Origin of the sequence: Azohydromonas lata NBRC 102462, assembly GCF_001571085.1 — a bacterium.
In the GTDB taxonomy this organism is placed as follows: domain Bacteria; phylum Pseudomonadota; class Gammaproteobacteria; order Burkholderiales; family Burkholderiaceae_C; genus Azohydromonas; species Azohydromonas lata.
The window spans coordinates 1-17,248 of record NZ_BCTC01000011.1 but is presented as its reverse complement, the minus strand read 5'-3'; the positions used below and the strand labels follow the sequence as shown (position 1 = coordinate 17,248).

The following is a 17,248-nucleotide window of genomic DNA, read 5'->3' as shown; positions in this document are numbered from 1 at the left end:
CCGTGCGGCGCCCCGTCGATTCGAGGAGAGCGATGTGAGCAAGACCCCGGTCAAGAGCGCGGCTGCCGCCGGCCCGTCATCCCCGATCGAGACATCCGCCGCCGCGGCGGCCCCGACCGCCCCCAGCCGCTTTGCTGAGCGCTTCTCCCCTTCTCCTCAACCCGCCGCCAGAACCTATCCCGACCCCGCCATGGAAACCCTCAAGCCCCCCGTCAAGGCGGACCCCAAGCTCGCCAATGCCTGGAAGAACAAGTCCGGGAGCGAACTCACCGAAGAAGAACTGCTGTCCATGCCGGACAGCGAGTACATGAACGACAAGCAGCTGGAGTTCTTCCGCACGCGACTGAGCGCGCTCAAGGACGACCTGCTGTCCAACGCCGGCGAGACCACCGAGCACCTGCGCGAGGACACCTCCATCGTCCCCGACCCGGCCGACCGCGCCACCATCGAGGAAGAGCACGCGCTGGAGCTGCGCACGCGCGACCGCGAGCGCAAGCTGCTCAAGAAGATCTCGCAGTCGCTGGCGCGCATCGACGCGGGCGACTACGGCTACTGCGACGAGACGGGCGAGCCCATCGGCTTGGGCCGGCTGCTGGCGCGTCCGACGGCCACGCTGTCGCTGGAAGCGCAGCAGCGCCGCGAGCTCAAGCAGAAGATGTTCGGCGACTGAAGCAGCGCCGCCGCCCGCCGCAGCCCATGGCCGACCCCAAGGAAGGCGCAAGCTTCCTGCGCAAGGTGGCGGCCCGCTTTGCCGCCGCCTCCGGCGCCGAGGCCGAGGGCCCCGCGGTGGACAGCACCCTGCTGGGCCTGGAGCGCTCCGAGCTCAAGGCCATGATCGAGCGCAAGCGCCGCAACGACTTCGTGCGCAAGCGCGAGTTCGACATGCTGCGCAAGCTGCGCCGCGACGGCGTGGCCAGCCCCGCGGCGCTGGAAGCGCTGCACCTGGACACCGAGCCTCGCAGCGCCGACACCACCCCCGGTGCCCTGCCCACCGACACTTGCGTCAAGGCCAAGATAGACGCCATAGAGCAGCAGATGGTGGGCGACGCCACGCCGGCCAGCCGCCTGCTGGATCGCCCGCTGCCCCGCCCCCTCACGCTGGACCCCATTCCGCCCAGCGCCGCCTGCGCCTCCAGCAGCGAGGTGGCGCAGGACCCGCTGCTGGACGAGGCCGTCATCGCCTTCGCCAACGGCGAGTTCGTCCGCTGCGAGCAGCTCCTGGCCGACCTGACCAGCCCCGAGGGCGTGCGCGCCCACCATGCCGACACCTGGCTGGTGCGGCTGGACCTCTACCGCGCCACCGGCGCGCAGGCCGCCTTCGAGACCCTGGCCGCCGAGTTCGCGCGGCGCTTCCACCGCTCGCCGCCGCAGTGGTTCTCGCTGCCGCAGCGCCTGGCGCAGATGCCCCCGCTCACCACCACGCCCGCGCGCCCCGGCCAGGGCTGGACCTGCCCGGCCGTGCTGGACGCCGCGGCCGTGCAGCGGCTGCAGGACTACGCCAAGCAGACCGCGCAGCCCTGGACCATGGACTGGTCCGGCTTGCAGCACGTGCTGGCCGACGCGCCCACGCGGCTGGCGCCGCTGCTGCAGCATTGGGCGCGCCAGTCCATGGAGCTGTACTGGCTGGGCAGCGAAACACTGCTGCAGCGCCTGCGCGAGGCCACGCCCGCCGGCGTGCGCGACACCGACCCCGCGCTGTGGCTGCTGCGGCTGCAGGCGCTGCGGCTGCTGCACCGCGCCCAGGCCTTCGACGAGGCCGCCATCGACTACTGCATCACCTACGAGATCTCGCCCCCGGCCTGGGAGGAGCCGCTGTGCCGCGTGCGCCTGACCCGCGACGGCGGCGGCGCCAGCGTGAGCACGCCCGCCTCCTCGCTGTTGCCGCTGGACGTGATGGTGCCGGACTCGCTGCTGCCTGAAGGGGCCGACGCCGTGGCCGAGGTCGAGCTCGCCGGGCAACTGGTGGGCGACATCGGACCGACCCTGAGGCGGCTGCAGCAGCAAGTGGGCAACGCCACGCGCGTGGACGTGCGCTGCGCACGGCTGGTGCGCGTGGACTTCAACGCCGCGGGCGACCTGCTCAAATGGGTGCAGGCGCGGCGCCAGGAGGACCGCAGCCTGGGCTTCTCGGACGCCCACCGGCTCGTCGCGCTGCTGTTGGGCGCGATGGGCATCACCGAGCACGCCCGCGTGCGCGTGCACAACACCTGAACCCTGCCGTCCGGCTGAAGTCGTACGGTGTTTTTCGCGGCACCCCGCCGCTCAAGGCAAGACCCCATGGAACCCTTTCACGGCACCACCATCGTCAGCGTGCGCCGCGGCCCGCTCGTCGCCCTGGGCGGCGACGGCCAGGTGACGCTGGGCCACATCGTCGTCAAGTCCAGCGCCCGCAAGGTGCGCCGGCTCTACCGCGACCAGGTCCTGGCCGGCTTCGCCGGCGCCACGGCCGACGCCTTCACGCTGTTCGAGCGCTTCGAGGGCAAGCTGGAAAAGCACCAGGGCCACCTGGTGCGCGCGGCCGTCGAGCTGACCAAGGACTGGCGCACCGACCGCGTGCTGCGCCGCCTGGAGGCCATGCTGGCCGTGGCGGACAAGGACGCCTCGCTCATCATCACCGGCAACGGCGACGTGCTGGAGCCCGAGCACGGCATCATCGCCATCGGCTCCGGCGGAGCGTATGCGCAGGCCGCGGCCCGCGCGCTGGCACAGCACACCGAGATGTCGCCCGCCGAGATCGTCAAGCAGTCGCTCACCATCGCCGGCGACCTCTGCATCTACACCAACCAGAACCACACCATCGAAACCCTGGGCGGCGCCTGAGCCGCGGCCCAGCGGGTTGCACACACACCGTTGTTCCCAACTTTTTCCCAAGGCACGCCATGAGCGCCATGACCCCCCAGGAAATCGTCTCCGAGCTCGACCGCCACATCGTCGGCCAGGCCCAGGCCAAGCGCATGGTGGCCATCGCGCTGCGCAACCGCTGGCGTCGCCAGCAGGTGGACGAGAAGCTGCGCACCGAGATCACGCCCAAGAACATCCTGATGATCGGCCCAACCGGCGTGGGCAAGACCGAGATCGCCCGGCGCCTGGCGCGGCTGGCCGACGCGCCCTTCATCAAGGTCGAGGCCACCAAGTTCACCGAGGTGGGCTACGTCGGCAAGGACGTGGACACCATCGTCCGTGACCTCGTGGACGTGGCCGTCAAGCAGGAGCGCGAGCGCCAGATCCGCACCAAGCGCACCCAGGCCGAGGACGCCGCCGAGGAGCGCGTGCTCGACATCCTCGTCCCGCCGCCCCGCGCCGCGGGCTTTGGCCTGGCCACCCACGAGCCGCCGGCCGACAACGCCGCCCGCCAGGGCATGCGCAAGCGGCTGCGCGAGGGCGCGCTGGACGACAAGGAAATCGAGATCGAGGTCGCCGACCACCGCCCCGCCCTGGAAATCCTGGGCCCGCAGGGCATGGAGGAGATGGCCGAGCAGCTCAAGGGCCTGTTCTCCCAGTTCGGCCAGGCCAAGCGCCACACCCGCAAGCTCAAGATCGCCGAGGCCTTGAAGCTGGTGGTGGAGGAGGAGGCGGCCAAGCTGGTCAACGAGGACGAGATCAAGACCGCGGCCGTGGCCAATGCCGAGGGCAACGGCATCGTCTTCATCGACGAGATCGACAAGGTCGCCGGCAGCGGCGAGTCGCGCGGCGCCGACGTCTCGCGCCAGGGCGTGCAGCGCGACCTGCTGCCGCTGGTCGAGGGCACCACCGTCAACACCAAGTACGGCATGGTGCGCACCGACCACATCCTCTTCATCGCCTCCGGCGCTTTTCATCTCGCCAAGCCCAGCGACCTGATTCCGGAGCTGCAGGGGCGCTTTCCGATCCGCGTGGAGCTGGGCTCGCTGTCGGTGGACGACTTCGAGTCCATCCTGAAGTCCACCCATGCCAGCCTCGTCAAACAGTACCAGGCGCTGCTGGCCACCGAGGGCGTGACGCTGGAGATCACGCCGGAAGGCATCCGGCGCCTGGCGCAGATCGCCTACGACGTGAACGAGCGCACCGAGAACATCGGCGCGCGCCGCCTGGCCACGGTGATGGAGCGGCTGCTGGACGAGGTCAGTTTCGACGCGCCCAATCTCTCCGGCCAGACCGTGAGCCTGGACGCCGCCGCCGTGGACGCCAAGCTCGGCGAGCTCTCGCGCAACGAGGATTTGTCGCGCTTCATCCTCTGACGCCCTGACGGAGCGAGCCGGGATTCCCTCGAAAACCGAGGAGATCCTCGCAGGTTTTTTCAAACAGCATTTGAAAATCCTGCGGCAAGCGGCGGCGGTGCCTGGCCGGGCCGCCCGCTTGCCGACAGCCGGCGCGACGCGCGGCGCCTCTTGCCGGTGCCGCCTCCCATTCCCGCAGCGAAAGGACCTCCGCACGATGGACCGCCCTCGCCTGCTGCGCCGCCTGCAGGCGGTGCGCGCGCACAGCCTGGCTTTGTCCGAACCCTTGTCGGCCGAGGACTGCGCACTGCAGTCCATGCCGGACGCCAGCCCCGTCAAGTGGCACCTGGCGCACACGAGCTGGTTCTTCGAAACGCTGGTGCTTGCGCCCAACGCCGCCGGCTACCGCGCTTTCAACGAGCGCTTCGGCTTTCTCTTCAACTCCTACTACGAGGCGCTGGGCCCCCGCCACCCGCGCCCGCAGCGCGGCATGTTGTCGCGGCCGGCGCTGTCGGAGGTGCTGGACTACCGGCGCCACGTGGACGCGGCGCTGTGCGAGTTCGTGGAAGCCGGCGACGAGGCGGCGCTGCGAAGCGCGGCGGCGCTCATCGAGCTGGGCCTGCAGCACGAGCAGCAGCACCAGGAGCTGATCGTCACGGACGTGAAGCACCTGCTGTCGCTCAACCCGCTGCAGCCGGCGTATCTGGCGGGCGATGCGGCACGCGGGGCCGGCGTGGCCACCGCCGCCACGCCGCCGCTGCGCTGGCTGGGCTTTGACGGCGCCCTGGTGGACATCGGCCACCAGGGCGACGGCTTCGCCTTCGACAACGAGACGCCGCGCCACCGCGTCTGGCTGCAGCCCTTTGAGCTGGCCAATCGCCCGGTGAGCTGCGGCGATTACATGGAATTCATGGCCGACGGCGGCTACCGGCGACCCGAGCTGTGGCTCAGCGACGGCTGGGCCTGGGTGCAGGCCAACGCCGCGACGGCCCCCATGTACTGGCGCGCCGAGCGCGAGGGCGGGCCCTGGACGCAGTTCACCTTGAGCGGCGAGCGCCCCGTGGCGCCGGCCGAGCCGGTGTGCCACGTCAACCTCTACGAGGCCGCGGCCTACGCCCAATGGGCGGGCGCGCGGCTGCCCACCGAGGCGGAATGGGAGGCCGCCGTGGCCGCGCAGGCGCCGCCGCCGTCCGCCACCACCGCGCCCAAGGCGCTGGCGGACCACCTGCACCCCGCCCCAATCACCGACGGTCCCGGGCTGCTGCAGGCGGATTCGGCCGTGTGGCAGTGGACACGCTCGGCCTACGAGCCCTACCCGGGCTTCAGGCCGCTGGCCGGCGCCGTGGGCGAGTACAACGGCAAGTTCATGGTCGCGCAAAGCGTGCTGCGCGGCGGCAGTTGCGCCAGCCCGGCCGGCCATGTGCGGGCGAGCTATCGCAACTTCTTCCCGGCGGCGGCGCGCTGGCAATTCAGCGGTCTGCGCCTGGCACGCGACGGCGCCTGACCTCCCCGCGCCGCGCCTGCAGCCGGCGACCTTGCAACGACGAAAGACGCACAGCCATGAAAGCAACCTGGAACGGCACCGTGATCGCCGAGAGCGACGACACCGTGCTGGTGGAAGGCAACCACTACTTCCCCGAGAGCGCCGTCAAGCGCGAGTACCTCGTGAGCAGCAACCACAGGACGAGCTGCCCGTGGAAGGGCCAGGCGCACTACTGGTCGCTGCTGGTCAACGGCGACCTCAACCCCGAGGCCGCCTGGTACTACCCCGAGCCCAGCGAAGCCGCGGCCGAGATCAAGGGCCGCATCGCCTTCTGGAAGGGCGTGAAGGTCACCGAGTAAGCGAAATGGGGCCCCTGCGCGGGGCCTCATCGCCAGGACGGATGGCGTGGCGGCTTACAGCGCCAGCCGGTGCGCCTGCAACGCCAGCAGCCCGTCGAAGATGAGCGAGTCCACCAGCTCGTGCTGGATGTCCAGGTAGGGCGCCACCTTCCAGCCCGCGCCGCCCGTCATGAGCATGATGGGTGAGCGGCCGCAGTGGCGCTGCAGCCGCCGGTGCATGTGCTCGATGGCGCCGGTGATGGCGAAGGTGCCGCCGCTGGTGAGGGCGTCCGAGGTGTTGGTGGGGAAGTCGCGCACCTCGCCCGTGGGCACGTGCAGCCCGGCCGTGCCGCTTTCCAGCGCGCGCAGCATGATGCCGTGGCCGGGCAGGATGAGGCCGCCCAGGAAGCGGCCCTCGCCGTCCAGCGCGTCCACCGTCACGGCCGTGCCCACCATCACCACCAGCACCGGCCCGTCCACGCCGCGTGCCTGCGCATGGGCCCATGCGCCTATGAGCGCCACCCAGCGGTCGGCACCCAGGCGGCCGGGATGGTCGTAGCCGTTGCGCACGCCACCGTCGCGCGCGTTGGAGACGGCCCAGCGCGGCGTGAGGTCCCACAGCTCCAGCTGTTCCTCCACGCGGCGGCGCACGGCATCGCCGGCGACGTTGCAGCCCAGCATGCTGCGCGGGGGCTGCAGGCCGCGCCACTGCGAATCGGCCAGCTCGTCAATGGTTTCCAGAAAGGCCGCGCCCTGGGCCAGCACGGCAGCGCCGGGCTGTGGTGCGGCGTACAGCGCCCATTTCAGCCGCGTGTTGCCTATGTCTATGGCCAGAAAACTCATGGCGGCAGGGTATCAGGGTGAAACGGGCATGCCGCTGCGCGGCGTCAGTACGGCGTGCCGCAACGCATGGCACGCCTCGCGCGTACCCGCCTGCGGCTCAGGCCGCACGCCTTCAGCGCGCAGCCTCGGGCAACTCGATCTTGACTTCCAGCACTTCCAGGTTGTCCTGCCGCTCCAGATGCACCTTGATGTCATCAGAGCTGATGGACACGTACTTGGTGATGACGGCCAGCAGCTCGCGCTGCAGCGCCGGCAGGTAGTCGGGGCTGCGGCTGCGGCCGTTGCGCTCGTGCGCCAGGATGATCTGCAAGCGCTCTTTGGCAACGTTGGCCGAGCGCTTCTTCTCACCCAACAGGAAGGACAGAAAGCTCATGACGCGTTACCTCCCGCCAAAGAGTCGCTTAAAGAAGCCGGGTTTGACCGCTTCGGTGAAGCGCATGGGCTTTTGCTCACCGAGGAAGCGGTCCACCACGTCCTTGTACGCCTCGGCAACGTCCGTGCCATTCATGTGAACGACAGGTACGCCTTGGTTGGACGCCTGCAGCACCACTTCGGACTCCGGGATCACGCCGATCAGGTCAATGCGAAGGATGTCCTGAATGTCCTGCAGCGACAGCATCTGGCCGTCTTCCACGCGCAACGGGTTGTAGCGGGTGATGAGCAGGTGCTCCTTGATGGCCGTGTCGCCCTCGATGGCGCGGCGCGTCTTGGAGCCCAGCATGCCCAGGATGCGGTCGGAGTCGCGCACCGAGGACACCTCGGGGTTGGTCACCACCAGCGCCTCGTCGGCGAAGTGCATGGCCAGCATGGCGCCGCTCTCGATGCCCGCGGGCGAGTCGCAGACGATGTACTCGAACCCCTGCTCGGCCAGGTCGGCCAGCACGCGCTCCACGCCTTCCTTGGTCAGCGCGTCCTTGTCGCGCGTCTGCGAGGCGGGCAGGACGAAGAGGTTTTCGCAGTGCTTGTCCTTGATCAGCGCCTGGTTGAGGTTGGCCTCGCCGTTGATCACGTTGATGAGGTCATACACGACGCGGCGCTCGCAACCCATGATGAGGTCCAGGTTGCGCAGGCCAACGTCGAAATCGATCACCGCCGTTTTGTGCCCGCGCAGGGCGAGGCCAGTGGAGAAGCTCGCGCTGGTCGTGGTCTTGCCGACCCCGCCCTTGCCGGAGGTCACGACGACGATTCTGGCCATCTCAGGTACATCCTTTCAGCTGTTCGGTTCGGTGTGCATTGCAGGCGCCGCATCGTGCGGCGCTAGATCTTGATCGGCTCGATCACCAGCTTTTCCCCCTCCAGCCTCACCATGGCAGGCTTGCCCAGCACGTCGGGCGGCAGGGGGTTCTCGGCGGTGCGGTAGGTACCGGCGATCGAGATCAGCTCGGGTTCCAGGCAGGTGGTGAAGATGCGCGCGGCGGTGTCTCCGCGGGCGCCGGCCACCACCTTGCCGCGCAGCGGCGCGTACACGTGCACGCTGCCGTCGGCAATCACTTCGGCGCCGCAGTTGACCTGCGCCAGCACCACCAGGTCCCCGCCCCGGGAATAGACCTGCTGGCCTGAGCGCAAAGGCTTGTCGACGAGCAGCGCCGTGCCGCCCACGGGCACTTCGCGGACCACTTCGCGCACGACCTCGCGCACGTTCTCCGTGCGCGGCGCCATGGAGACGGCATCCGGCGAGTCGCCCAGACCGGCGGCGGCGGCGGCTTCCATTTGCGCGGGGCTGCCGCCGCGCGCGGCCACGGGCAGCATGCGGTGGCGGCGCAGCAGCGCCACCAGGGCGTGCATGTCCAGCGGACTGGGGTCGTCGCGCACGGCCGCCAGGTCCACCATGACCGGTTCCTGGTTGAAAAGCTCAGGCGTGTCCGCCAGACGCTGCGTCAGCTCCGCCGTCAACAGCTCCAGGTCGGTGGTCTTGAGCAGCAGCGCCAGCAGCGTCAGCGAAGCGCTCCTGAGATCGAAGGGAGAGGTCACTCCGGCGGAAACAGCGGCCATGGGGCGGAACGAGCCTAAAAGGGCGGCAGTTTACCGGGCCGGCATGGCGCCGGGCTTGCATCGCGGCAAGTGTTCGGCAAGTGTTTGCTGCGATGCAGCAGCATTGTGAGCAAGCCACAATGGCTCATGCCCACCCTCATCGCGACCCAATCGTTCACCAGCGCCGAGGCGGCGCTGGCGCATGCCCGCCACATCTACGACATCGGCATCACGCACCTGCGCCAGTCCCTGCAGGAATTCGTGGCCGGCACCGACCCGGCGCGAAGGGTGCGCGCCTGCTATCCCTTCGTCCGCGTACACACAGACACCGTTGCGCGCGCCGACTCGCGCCTGGCCTACGGCTTCGTGGCCGGACCGGGCAGCTACGAGACCACGCTCACGCGCCCGGACCTCTTCGGCGACTACTACCTGGAGCAGTTCGAGCTGCTGCTGCGCAACCACGGCGTGGCGCTGGAGGTGGGGATGAGTACTCAACCCATTCCCATCCACTTCTCGTTCTCGGAGCACGACCACATCGAGGGGACCATGAGCGCCGAGCGCCGCCAGCGCATGCGCGACCTCTTCGATTTGCCCGACCTGGCGGCCATGGACGACGGCATCGCCAACGGCACGCACGAGACGCCGCCGGGGCAGCCCATGCCGCTGGCCCTCTTCACCGGGCCGCGCGTGGACTACTCGCTGCACCGGCTGCGCCACTACACGGGCACGGCGCCGGAGCACTTCCAGAACTTCCTGCTCTTCACCAACTACCAGTTCTACATCGACGAGTTCGTCCGCTTGGGCCGCAGCCTCATGGCCGCGCCCGAGGGCGACGAGGCCGCCGACGGCTACTGCGCCTTCATAGAGCCGGGCAACGTGGTCACGCGCCGTGCCGGCCACGCCGCGCAACCCGGCGACGCCCTGGGCGCCGCGCCGCCGCGGCTGCCGCAGATGCCCGCCTACCACCTGGTGCGGCCGGACCGCGCCGGCATCACCATGGTCAACATCGGCGTGGGCCCGGCCAACGCCAAGACCATCACCGACCACGTGGCCGTGCTGCGCCCGCACGCCTGGATCATGCTCGGCCACTGCGCAGGCCTGCGCAACACGCAGCAGCTCGGCGACTACGTGCTGGCCCACGGCTACGTGCGCGAGGACCACGTGCTCGACGAGGAAATGCCGCTGTGGGTGCCCATCCCCGCGCTGGCCGAAATCCAGGTCGCGCTGGAACAGGCGGTGGAAGACGTGACGCAACTGCGCGGCTTCGAGCTCAAGCGCATCCTGCGCACCGGCACGGTGGCCTCCACCGACAACCGCAACTGGGAGCTGCTGCCGCATCCGGGTCCGGAGCGCCGCTTCAGCCAGAGCCGCGCCGTGGCGCTGGACATGGAGTCCGCCACCATTGCCACCAACGGTTTCAGGTTCCGCGTGCCCTACGGCACCCTGCTGTGCGTGAGCGACAAGCCCTTGCACGGCGAAATCAAGCTCCCCGGCATGGCCAACCACTTCTACCGCGAGCGCGTGGACCAGCACCTGCGCATAGGCATGCGGGCCATAGACATCCTGCGCCAGCAGCGCCTGGACCAGCTCCACAGCCGCAAGCTGCGCAGCTTCAACGAGGTGGCCTTCCAGTAAGGCGCCCTCTCCCGCACCCGCCGCGGCCCTCGCGGCGGGTAGGCCGCTTCCTACGCACGGATGCGGCCGCCGCCGCCTGACGGCCGCGCCCCTGGGCGCAACCATTGCTCCTGAGCGATCACAAGCACGCAAGGAGCACCCCATGAACGACCTGCAGGAGCGGCTGGACGGCATCCAGCGCTGGTTCTACGGCGGCGAGCCGGGACTGGACGACCTGCCGCCGGACGACGAGGCTTTCCCGCGGCCGGCGGAGGAGCGGCTGTCGTCCCTGGACCTCTGCAACGCCTGCGCGCAGGCCATGCAGGCCTGAGCGCCTTGGCTGCGATGCGACTGCCCGTTCCGCTGCGCCGCGATGAGCCCGCCCTGGACGGCGCCGCGCACATCCGCGTGCTCACGCTCAACCTGCACAAGGGCTTCACGGCCATGAACCGCCGCTACGTGCTCTCGGAAATCCGCGAGGCGGTGCGCGGCACGGGCGCGGACATCGTCTTCCTGCAGGAGGTGGCCGGCGCGGCCTCGCACAAGCACGACCTGCGCGCCGTGCACACCCTGGCCGGCAAGGGCGCGCGGCGCCACGAGCCCCGCCCCCTGCCCGGTGCGGCCGCGGCCGGCGGCGCGGCCCAGGCGCTGGCGCGCATGCCGCAGTACGAGTTCCTGGCCGACACCATCTGGCACCAGCACGCCTACGGGCGCAACGCCGTCTCGCCCTCAGGCCACCACGGCAACGCGCTGCTGTCCAAATTCCCCATCCTGCGCCATCGCAACGTGGACGTGAGCCTGGACCTGGACGGCGTCGAAAAGCGCGGCCTGCTGCACTGCGAGCTGGAGCTGCCCAACTCCGAATACCCGCTGCACGCCATCTGCGTGCACCTGGGGCTGCGCGAGTCGCAGCGCCAGCGCCAGGTGGATTTGTTGGGCCAGTTGCTGCACGACGCCGTGCCGGCGCAGGCGCCGCTGGTGATCGCGGGCGACTTCAACGACTGGCGGCTGTGCGCCCACCAGCGGCTGTTGCGCGAGCTGCACCTGCAGGAGGTGCACGCCCACGCCCACGGCCGCGCGCCGCGCACCTTCCCGGCCCGGCACCCGGTGCTGCGGCTGGACCGCATCTACGTGCGCAACCTGCGCCACGCGCCCATTGGCTTGCCCAAGCGGCCCTGGTCGCACCTGTCGGACCACGCGCCGCTGGCGGCGGAGGTGATGCTGTGAAACTCACTTGGCAAGCGGGCAACCGCATCGAGCTGCTGGAAAACGGCGAGGAGTACTACCCGCGCGTCTTCGAGGCCATCTCCCAGGCCCGGCGCGAGGTGGTGATCGAAACCTTCATCCTGTTCGACGACCCGGTGGGGCAACAGCTCCACGCCGTGCTGCTGGAAGTGGCCGGCCGCGGCGTGCAGGTGGACCTGACGGTGGACGGCTACGGCTCGCCCGACCTCTCGGACGAGTTCATCCGGGCGCTGACCGACGCGGGCGTGCGGCTGCACGTCTACGACCCCCGCCCGCGCCTGCTGGGCCTGCGCTACAACCTCGTGCGCCGCATGCACCGCAAGATCGTGGTGATTGACGGCGAGCGCGCCTTCATAGGCGGCATCAACTTCTCCGTGGACCACCTGGCCATCAGCGGCCCCGAGTCCAAGCAGGACTACGCGGTGCAGATCGAAGGCCCCGTGGTGCAGCAGGTGCATGGCTTCGTCCACCAGGTGCTGGCCCCCGTGCGCAGCGCGCTGGTGCGCTGGATGCGCCAGGGTTTCAAGCGCCAGGAAAAGCCCCGCCCGCCCGCGCCGCTGCCGGCCGTGGGCGACGCCTACGCGGCGCTGGTGACGCGCGACAACGAGCGCCACCCCAACGACATCGAGCGCTGCTACCGCATGGCCATACGCACGGCCAAGCGCGAGATCGTCATCGCCAACGCCTACTTCTTCCCCGGCTACCGGCTGCTGCGCGAGCTGCGCCGGGCGGCGCGGCGCGGGGTGGCGGTGCACCTCATCCTGCAGGGCGAGCCGGACATGGCCATCGTGCGCATAGGCGCGCGCATGCTCTACCACTCGCTGGTCAAGGACGGCGTGCACGTGCACGAGTACTGCAAGCGCCCGCTGCACGGCAAGGTGGCGGTGGTGGACGGCGAATGGGCCACCGTGGGCTCCAGCAACCTGGACCCGCTGAGCCTGTCGCTCAACCTCGAAGCCAACCTGCTCATCCGCGACCCCGGCTTCGCCGCCGAGCTGCGCCGCCGGCTGCAGCGCCTGATGGACCACGAGTGCCGCGAGATGGGCCGCGAGGCGCTGCCCAAGCGGACGATGTGGCGCTACGTCACCGGCGCGCTGGCCTTCCACCTGCTGCGCCACTTCCCCAGTTGGGCCGACATGCTGCCGCGGCAAGGCAAGTTCATTCGCTCCTTCATTGGGCGGCGCCAGGTGGACGTGCACCCCGAGGCGCCCAACCACGCGCCGCACTGATGGAGCGCGCCGTGGCCCGCCACGCGCCGCCGGCCCACCCCTGGGCACATGCCTGGGCCCATGTGCGCCGCCCGCTGCTGGTGCTGGCGCTGCTGGCGCTGCTGAGCTTCATCGCCTGGCGTGCACGCAGCCTGGATTGGGCCGCCGCTTGGGCCGCGCTGCTGGACTACCGGCCCGGCACGCTGCTGCTGGCCGCGCTCACCGTGGCGGCGGCACATGCGCTCTACACCGGCTACGACCTGCTGGGCCGCTTCTACAGCGGCCACCACCTGAGCGCGCCGCGCGTGGCGGCCACGGCCTTCGTGAGCTTCGCGGCCAACCTCAACCTGGGTTCCATGGTGGGCGGCGTGGCGCTGCGGCTGCGCCTCTATGCGCGCCAGGGCCTGCCCATGGCGACCATCGTGCGCGTCTGGGGCATCAGCCTGCTGACCAACTGGATCGGGTACGCGGCACTGGCCGGCGCGGTGTTCGCCAGTGGGCTGGTGCACCTGCCGCCGGACGCGCCCCTGAGCCCGCACGCGCTGCGCCTGGTGGGCGCGGCGCTGCTGGCGGTGGTTGGGCTGTACCTGGCGGCCTGCCGCTGGTCGCGGCGGCGGCTGTGGACGCTGCGCGGCCACCGGCTGGAGCTGCCGCGCGCGGGGCTGGCGCTGGCGCAGGTTGGGCTCTCGGCCCTGCACTGGTCCTTCGTGGCCGGCGTGCTCTACGTGCTGCTGCACGGCGGGGTGGACTACCCCACGGTGCTGGGTGCCTTGATGCTCACCAGCATGGCCGTGATCGCGCTGCGCGTGCCCGCGGGCCTGGGCGTGCTGGAGGCGGTGTTCATGTCGCTGCTGGCGGGCCGCCAGCCCGAGGCCCAGTTGCTGGCGGCGCTGCTGGCCTACAGGGCCCTCTTCTACCTGCTGCCGCTGGCGGTGGCGGCGCTGGTGTACCTGGGGCTGGAAGCGCGGCTGCGCCGGGGGCGCGCGGCCGCCGCACGCCAGCCGCGCACGGCCCGCCCGCAGTCCTGAGCACGGCGCGGGCGAAACGCTTTCGCAGGCCGCATCGTTCAGAAATCTGAACAATGCTGCCCATTTAATGGGGCTCGGCGGGCACGCAGGCGAACGATGTGGCCGCAGCCCACCCAGGCCGCACGCGCCTTGATGGGCCGCAACGGTCTATGACACGCACCACGACATGGCGCAAGGCGCGCGCCTTGTGCGCCCCGGGGCGATCACTTACGCTGGATTTCCACCTCAGCAGCGCGCTTGCCACGGGGCCGGCGCAGAAGGAGACCGCCATGTCGAGCCCATCCCGTTCCGTCGCTGCCATCCGCACGCTTGCCCTCGTCGGCGCGGCGGCCTCCGGCAAGACCTCGCTGGCCGAAGCGCTGCTGCTGCATGCAGGCGCCATAGGCGCCGCGGGCAGCCTGGAGCGCGGCAGCACGGTCAGCGACTTCGATCCCCTGGAGCGCCGCATGCAGCATTCGCTGAGCGCGGCGCTCATGCACCTGGAGCACCAGGACACGCGCATTCACTTCGTAGACACCCCCGGTGCGCCGGACTTCGTCGGCCAGTCGCTGCCGGCGCTGGAGGCGGTGGAGACGGCCGCGGTGGTCGTCAACGCCGCGGTGGGCATAGAGCCCATGACGGTGCGCATGATGGAGTACGCAGCCCAGCGCCGGCTGGACCGGCTCGTCATCGTCAACAAGATCGACGCGCAGGGCGTGGACCTGCCCGCGCTGCTCAAGCAACTGCAGGAGGCCTTCGGCCGCGAGTGCCTGCCGCTGAACCTGCCGGCCGAGGGCGGCGCCAAGGTGGTGGACTGCTTCTTCAACCGCGAGGGCCAGACGGACTTCGGCGCCGTCGAGGACGCGCACCGCGCCCTCGTGGAGCAGGTGGTGGAGGTGGACGGCGACTTCGTCGAGCGCTACCTCAACGACGGCGACGTGGACGCCAGCGAGCTGCACGCGCCGCTGGAGCAGGCGCTGCGCGAAGGCCACCTGATTCCCGTGTGTTTCGTCTCCTCGCGCACGGGCGCGGGCCTGGCGCAGTTGCTGGACGTGATGGTGAAACTGCTGCCCCACCCCGGCGAGGGCAACCCGCCCGCCTTCCTCAAGGGCGAGGGCGACGAGGCGCAGCCGCTGCAGGCGCAGCCCGACCCCTCGCTGCACGTGCTGGCGCACGTCTTCAAGGTCACGGTGGACCCCTTCGTCGGGAAGATGGGCATCTTCCGCATCCACCAGGGCACGCTCACCAAGGACAGCCTGCTCTACATCGGCGACGGCCGTAAGCCCTTCAAGGTCAACCACCTCTTCATGCTGCAGGGCAAGGAGCACGTGGAGGTGAGCAAGGCGCTGCCGGGCGACCTCTGCGCCGTGGCCAAGGTGGACGACCTGCACTTCGACGCCGTGCTGCACGACGCGGCGGAAGACGACCACATCCACCTGCAGCCCCTGGACTTCCCCGTGCCCGTGCACGGTCTGGCCATCGAGCCCAAGCGCCACGGCGACGAGCAGCGCATGTGGGAAATCTTGACCAAGCTGCTGGACGAGGATCCGTGCCTCAAGGTCGAGCACGTGCCCGCGACCAACGAGACCATCGTCTACGGCTTGGGCGAGCTGCACCTGCGCGTGCTGCTGGAGCGGCTGCGCGAGGTCTACAAGTTCGAGGTGCAGACGCGGCCGCCGCGCATCGCCTACCGCGAGACCGTCACCGGCGTGGCCCAGGGCCACCACCGCCACAAGAAGCAGACGGGCGGCGCCGGCCAGTTCGGCGAAGTGATGCTGCGCGTGGAGCCGCTGCCGCGCGGCGCCGGGTTCGAGTTCGTGGACCAGGTCAAGGGCGGCGCGATTCCGGGGCAGTTCATTCCGGCCGTCGAAAAGGGCGTGCGCGAAGTGCTGGCCCTGGGTGCCATCGCCGGCTATCCGGTGGTGGACGTGCGCGTGGTGGTGCTGGACGGCAAGAGCCACAGCGTGGACAGCAAGGAAATCGCCTTCGTCACCGCGGGCCGCAAGGCCTTCATGACGGCCATACGCGAGGCGCGGCCCATCGTCCTGGAGCCCATCGTCAACGTGGAAATCCTGGCGCCGGAAAGCGCCATGGGCGACATCACGGGCGATCTCTCCTCCCGCCGCGGCCAAGTCAGCGGCACGCACAACGGGGCGGCGGGGAGCATGCTGATCCGCGGGCAGGTGCCGCTGTCGGAGCTGAGCAACTACCAGTCACGGCTGAACGCCATGACCAGTGGCCAGGGCCGCTACACGCTGGCGCTGTCGCACTACGACCCGGTGCCGCCCAACACGCAGCAGCAGCTCGTGGGCCAGTTCAAGGTGCGCGACGAGGAGTAAGTCACCGCGCCATGGGCGGGACGGCGCGCCGGGAGGCGACGCTGCCGTCCGGGGCGGCCCCGGCGTGCTGGAGCACGGCGTCCAGCAGCTCGGCCGCCTCCAGCAGGTCCACGTGGGCCCAGCCGCGCAACAGCCGGTTCTCCGCGCCCGGCAGCGTGGCCACCGAGGGCGGGAACACCACGTTGTCGCAGTCGCTGAAGAAGCAATGCATGGGCAGGCCGTGGGGCGCGGCGGCTTCGTCGCGCGCCAGGTTTTTCAACCACGGGCTGCCGAGCTGAAGCTGGCGGGCGTTGGGCGTCGTCCCGAAGCGGGCCAGCCAGGTGCCGCGGTGCGGCGAGGCGATGGTGATGACGCGGGCCACCAGGCTCGCGTCCCCTCCCCCGCGCAGCCAGGCACGCACCGCGAGGCCACCCAGGCTGTGGGCGACGATCAGGACGGGCTCACCCGTGGCGGCGTACAGGCGGCGCACGGCGGCGTCCACGCCGGGCACCCAGCTTTCTATGAGGCCGAAGGGCGGTTCGAAGCTGGGCGCGAGCACCGGGACGCCGTGCTCGCGCAGCACGCGCAGCCAGGGGGACCACACCCCGCGGTTGCAGACCAGGCCGTGCACCAGCAGCACGCCGCGACGGCCGGAAGGCGGCGGCAGGTAGTCCGGTTCGGCCTCATGCTGAAAGGGCTGGCGCAGGCAGAAGACGCGCAGGCCGGTGATGCATTCCGCCGCCCAGGCTTTCAAGAGCGCGCGAACGGATGCGGGCGGGACGGCATCGTGGCGGGAAACAAAATACTGGAGCAGCAGTTCCAGGCCCAGCACGCCGGCATGCAGCGTCGCCAGGAAAACCGTGCCCAGCACGGCCGCCAGCCGATATTCATGTGCCCAGGCCCACCAGAACCAGCCCACGATGGTGAGCAGCCAATTGATGGTCATGAACTGCTGCAGGCGGGCGATCATGGATTTTCAGGCTATTGCTGATTTACGGGGCAAGCGTACCCAAATTCGAGCCCTC

General features: G+C 70.2%; 17 protein-coding genes. 12 read left to right on the top strand and 5 right to left on the bottom strand.

The genetic code is table 11. From position 1 onward, the window contains the following. The first annotated feature begins 34 nt into the window (after positions 1-34). The 6 genes from dksA (at position 35) to ALA01S_RS06155 (ending at position 6,038) form a co-directional block, all read left to right on the top strand. The gene (dksA, locus tag ALA01S_RS06180) at positions 35-670 is read left to right on the top strand and encodes an RNA polymerase-binding protein DksA (RefSeq protein ID WP_238455706.1); all 636 of its coding nucleotides are present in this window, start codon (positions 35-37) and stop codon (positions 668-670) included. A gap of 26 nt (positions 671-696) precedes the next feature. After that, positions 697-2,211, top strand: a complete 1,515-nt coding sequence (locus ALA01S_RS06175; RefSeq protein WP_066333547.1) for an STAS domain-containing protein — start codon at positions 697-699, stop codon at positions 2,209-2,211. Between the two features lie 66 nt (positions 2,212-2,277). Beyond that, entirely contained in the window at positions 2,278-2,820 is a 543-nt protein-coding gene (gene hslV, locus ALA01S_RS06170) for an ATP-dependent protease subunit HslV (RefSeq protein ID WP_066333544.1), read from the top strand. A 59-nt stretch (positions 2,821-2,879) separates the two neighbouring features. Further along, positions 2,880-4,217: an ATP-dependent protease ATPase subunit HslU gene (hslU, locus tag ALA01S_RS06165; RefSeq protein ID WP_066333540.1), complete on the top strand. Its 1,338-nt coding sequence runs from the start codon at positions 2,880-2,882 to the stop codon at positions 4,215-4,217. A gap of 196 nt (positions 4,218-4,413) precedes the next feature. After that, the gene (gene egtB, locus ALA01S_RS06160; RefSeq protein WP_066333537.1) at positions 4,414-5,700 is read left to right on the top strand and encodes an ergothioneine biosynthesis protein EgtB; all 1,287 of its coding nucleotides are present in this window, start codon (positions 4,414-4,416) and stop codon (positions 5,698-5,700) included. 56 nt (positions 5,701-5,756) lie between these two features. Next, positions 5,757-6,038: a DUF427 domain-containing protein gene (locus tag ALA01S_RS06155; protein WP_066333535.1), complete on the top strand. Its 282-nt coding sequence runs from the start codon at positions 5,757-5,759 to the stop codon at positions 6,036-6,038. A gap of 54 nt (positions 6,039-6,092) precedes the next feature. Here the strand turns inward: ALA01S_RS06155 and ALA01S_RS06150 are convergent, their stop codons facing one another. The 4 genes from ALA01S_RS06150 to minC form a co-directional block, all read right to left on the bottom strand. Next, positions 6,093-6,860: a type III pantothenate kinase gene (locus ALA01S_RS06150; RefSeq protein ID WP_066333533.1), complete on the bottom strand. Its 768-nt coding sequence runs from the start codon at positions 6,858-6,860 to the stop codon at positions 6,093-6,095. Positions 6,861-6,972: 112 nt separating this feature from the next. After that, complete coding sequence (gene minE, locus ALA01S_RS06145; RefSeq protein ID WP_066333531.1) at positions 6,973-7,233, bottom strand: cell division topological specificity factor MinE; 261 nt, start codon at positions 7,231-7,233, stop codon at positions 6,973-6,975. Between the two features lie 6 nt (positions 7,234-7,239). After that, positions 7,240-8,055 (bottom strand): septum site-determining protein MinD, encoded by an 816-nt coding sequence (gene minD, locus ALA01S_RS06140; protein WP_066333529.1) that lies wholly within the window; start codon positions 8,053-8,055, stop codon positions 7,240-7,242. A 62-nt stretch (positions 8,056-8,117) separates the two neighbouring features. Next, on the bottom strand, positions 8,118-8,852 hold the full coding sequence (minC, locus tag ALA01S_RS06135; protein WP_066333525.1) for a septum site-determining protein MinC: 735 nt from the start codon (positions 8,850-8,852) through the stop codon (positions 8,118-8,120). Between the two features lie 126 nt (positions 8,853-8,978). On the opposite strand from minC, the gene ALA01S_RS06130 reads away from it, so the two are divergent. The 6 genes from ALA01S_RS06130 (at position 8,979) to fusA (ending at position 16,244) form a co-directional block, all read left to right on the top strand. Next, positions 8,979-10,466: an AMP nucleosidase gene (locus ALA01S_RS06130; protein WP_066333732.1), complete on the top strand. Its 1,488-nt coding sequence runs from the start codon at positions 8,979-8,981 to the stop codon at positions 10,464-10,466. A gap of 142 nt (positions 10,467-10,608) precedes the next feature. Continuing rightward, entirely contained in the window at positions 10,609-10,776 is a 168-nt protein-coding gene (locus tag ALA01S_RS32605) for a hypothetical protein (protein WP_157118787.1), read from the top strand. Between the two features lie 14 nt (positions 10,777-10,790). Further along, entirely contained in the window at positions 10,791-11,672 is an 882-nt protein-coding gene (locus tag ALA01S_RS06125) for an endonuclease/exonuclease/phosphatase family protein (protein WP_066333522.1), read from the top strand. Continuing rightward, positions 11,669-12,919, top strand: coding sequence for a cardiolipin synthase ClsB (gene clsB, locus ALA01S_RS06120; protein ID WP_066333519.1), 1,251 nt, complete (start codon positions 11,669-11,671; stop codon positions 12,917-12,919). Before ALA01S_RS06125 ends, clsB begins: the two co-directional genes overlap by 4 nt. Further along, positions 12,919-13,926, top strand: coding sequence for a lysylphosphatidylglycerol synthase transmembrane domain-containing protein (locus ALA01S_RS06115; protein WP_084267262.1), 1,008 nt, complete (start codon positions 12,919-12,921; stop codon positions 13,924-13,926). The genes clsB and ALA01S_RS06115 overlap by 1 nt, the downstream gene beginning before the upstream one ends. A gap of 269 nt (positions 13,927-14,195) precedes the next feature. Further along, positions 14,196-16,244, top strand: coding sequence for an elongation factor G (fusA, locus tag ALA01S_RS06110; protein ID WP_066333517.1), 2,049 nt, complete (start codon positions 14,196-14,198; stop codon positions 16,242-16,244). A gap of 1 nt (position 16,245) precedes the next feature. Here fusA and ALA01S_RS06105 read toward each other — a convergent pair whose 3' ends face one another. Beyond that, entirely contained in the window at positions 16,246-17,193 is a 948-nt protein-coding gene (locus tag ALA01S_RS06105) for an esterase/lipase family protein (RefSeq protein ID WP_066333515.1), read from the bottom strand. Between the last annotated feature and the right edge of the window lie 55 nt (positions 17,194-17,248).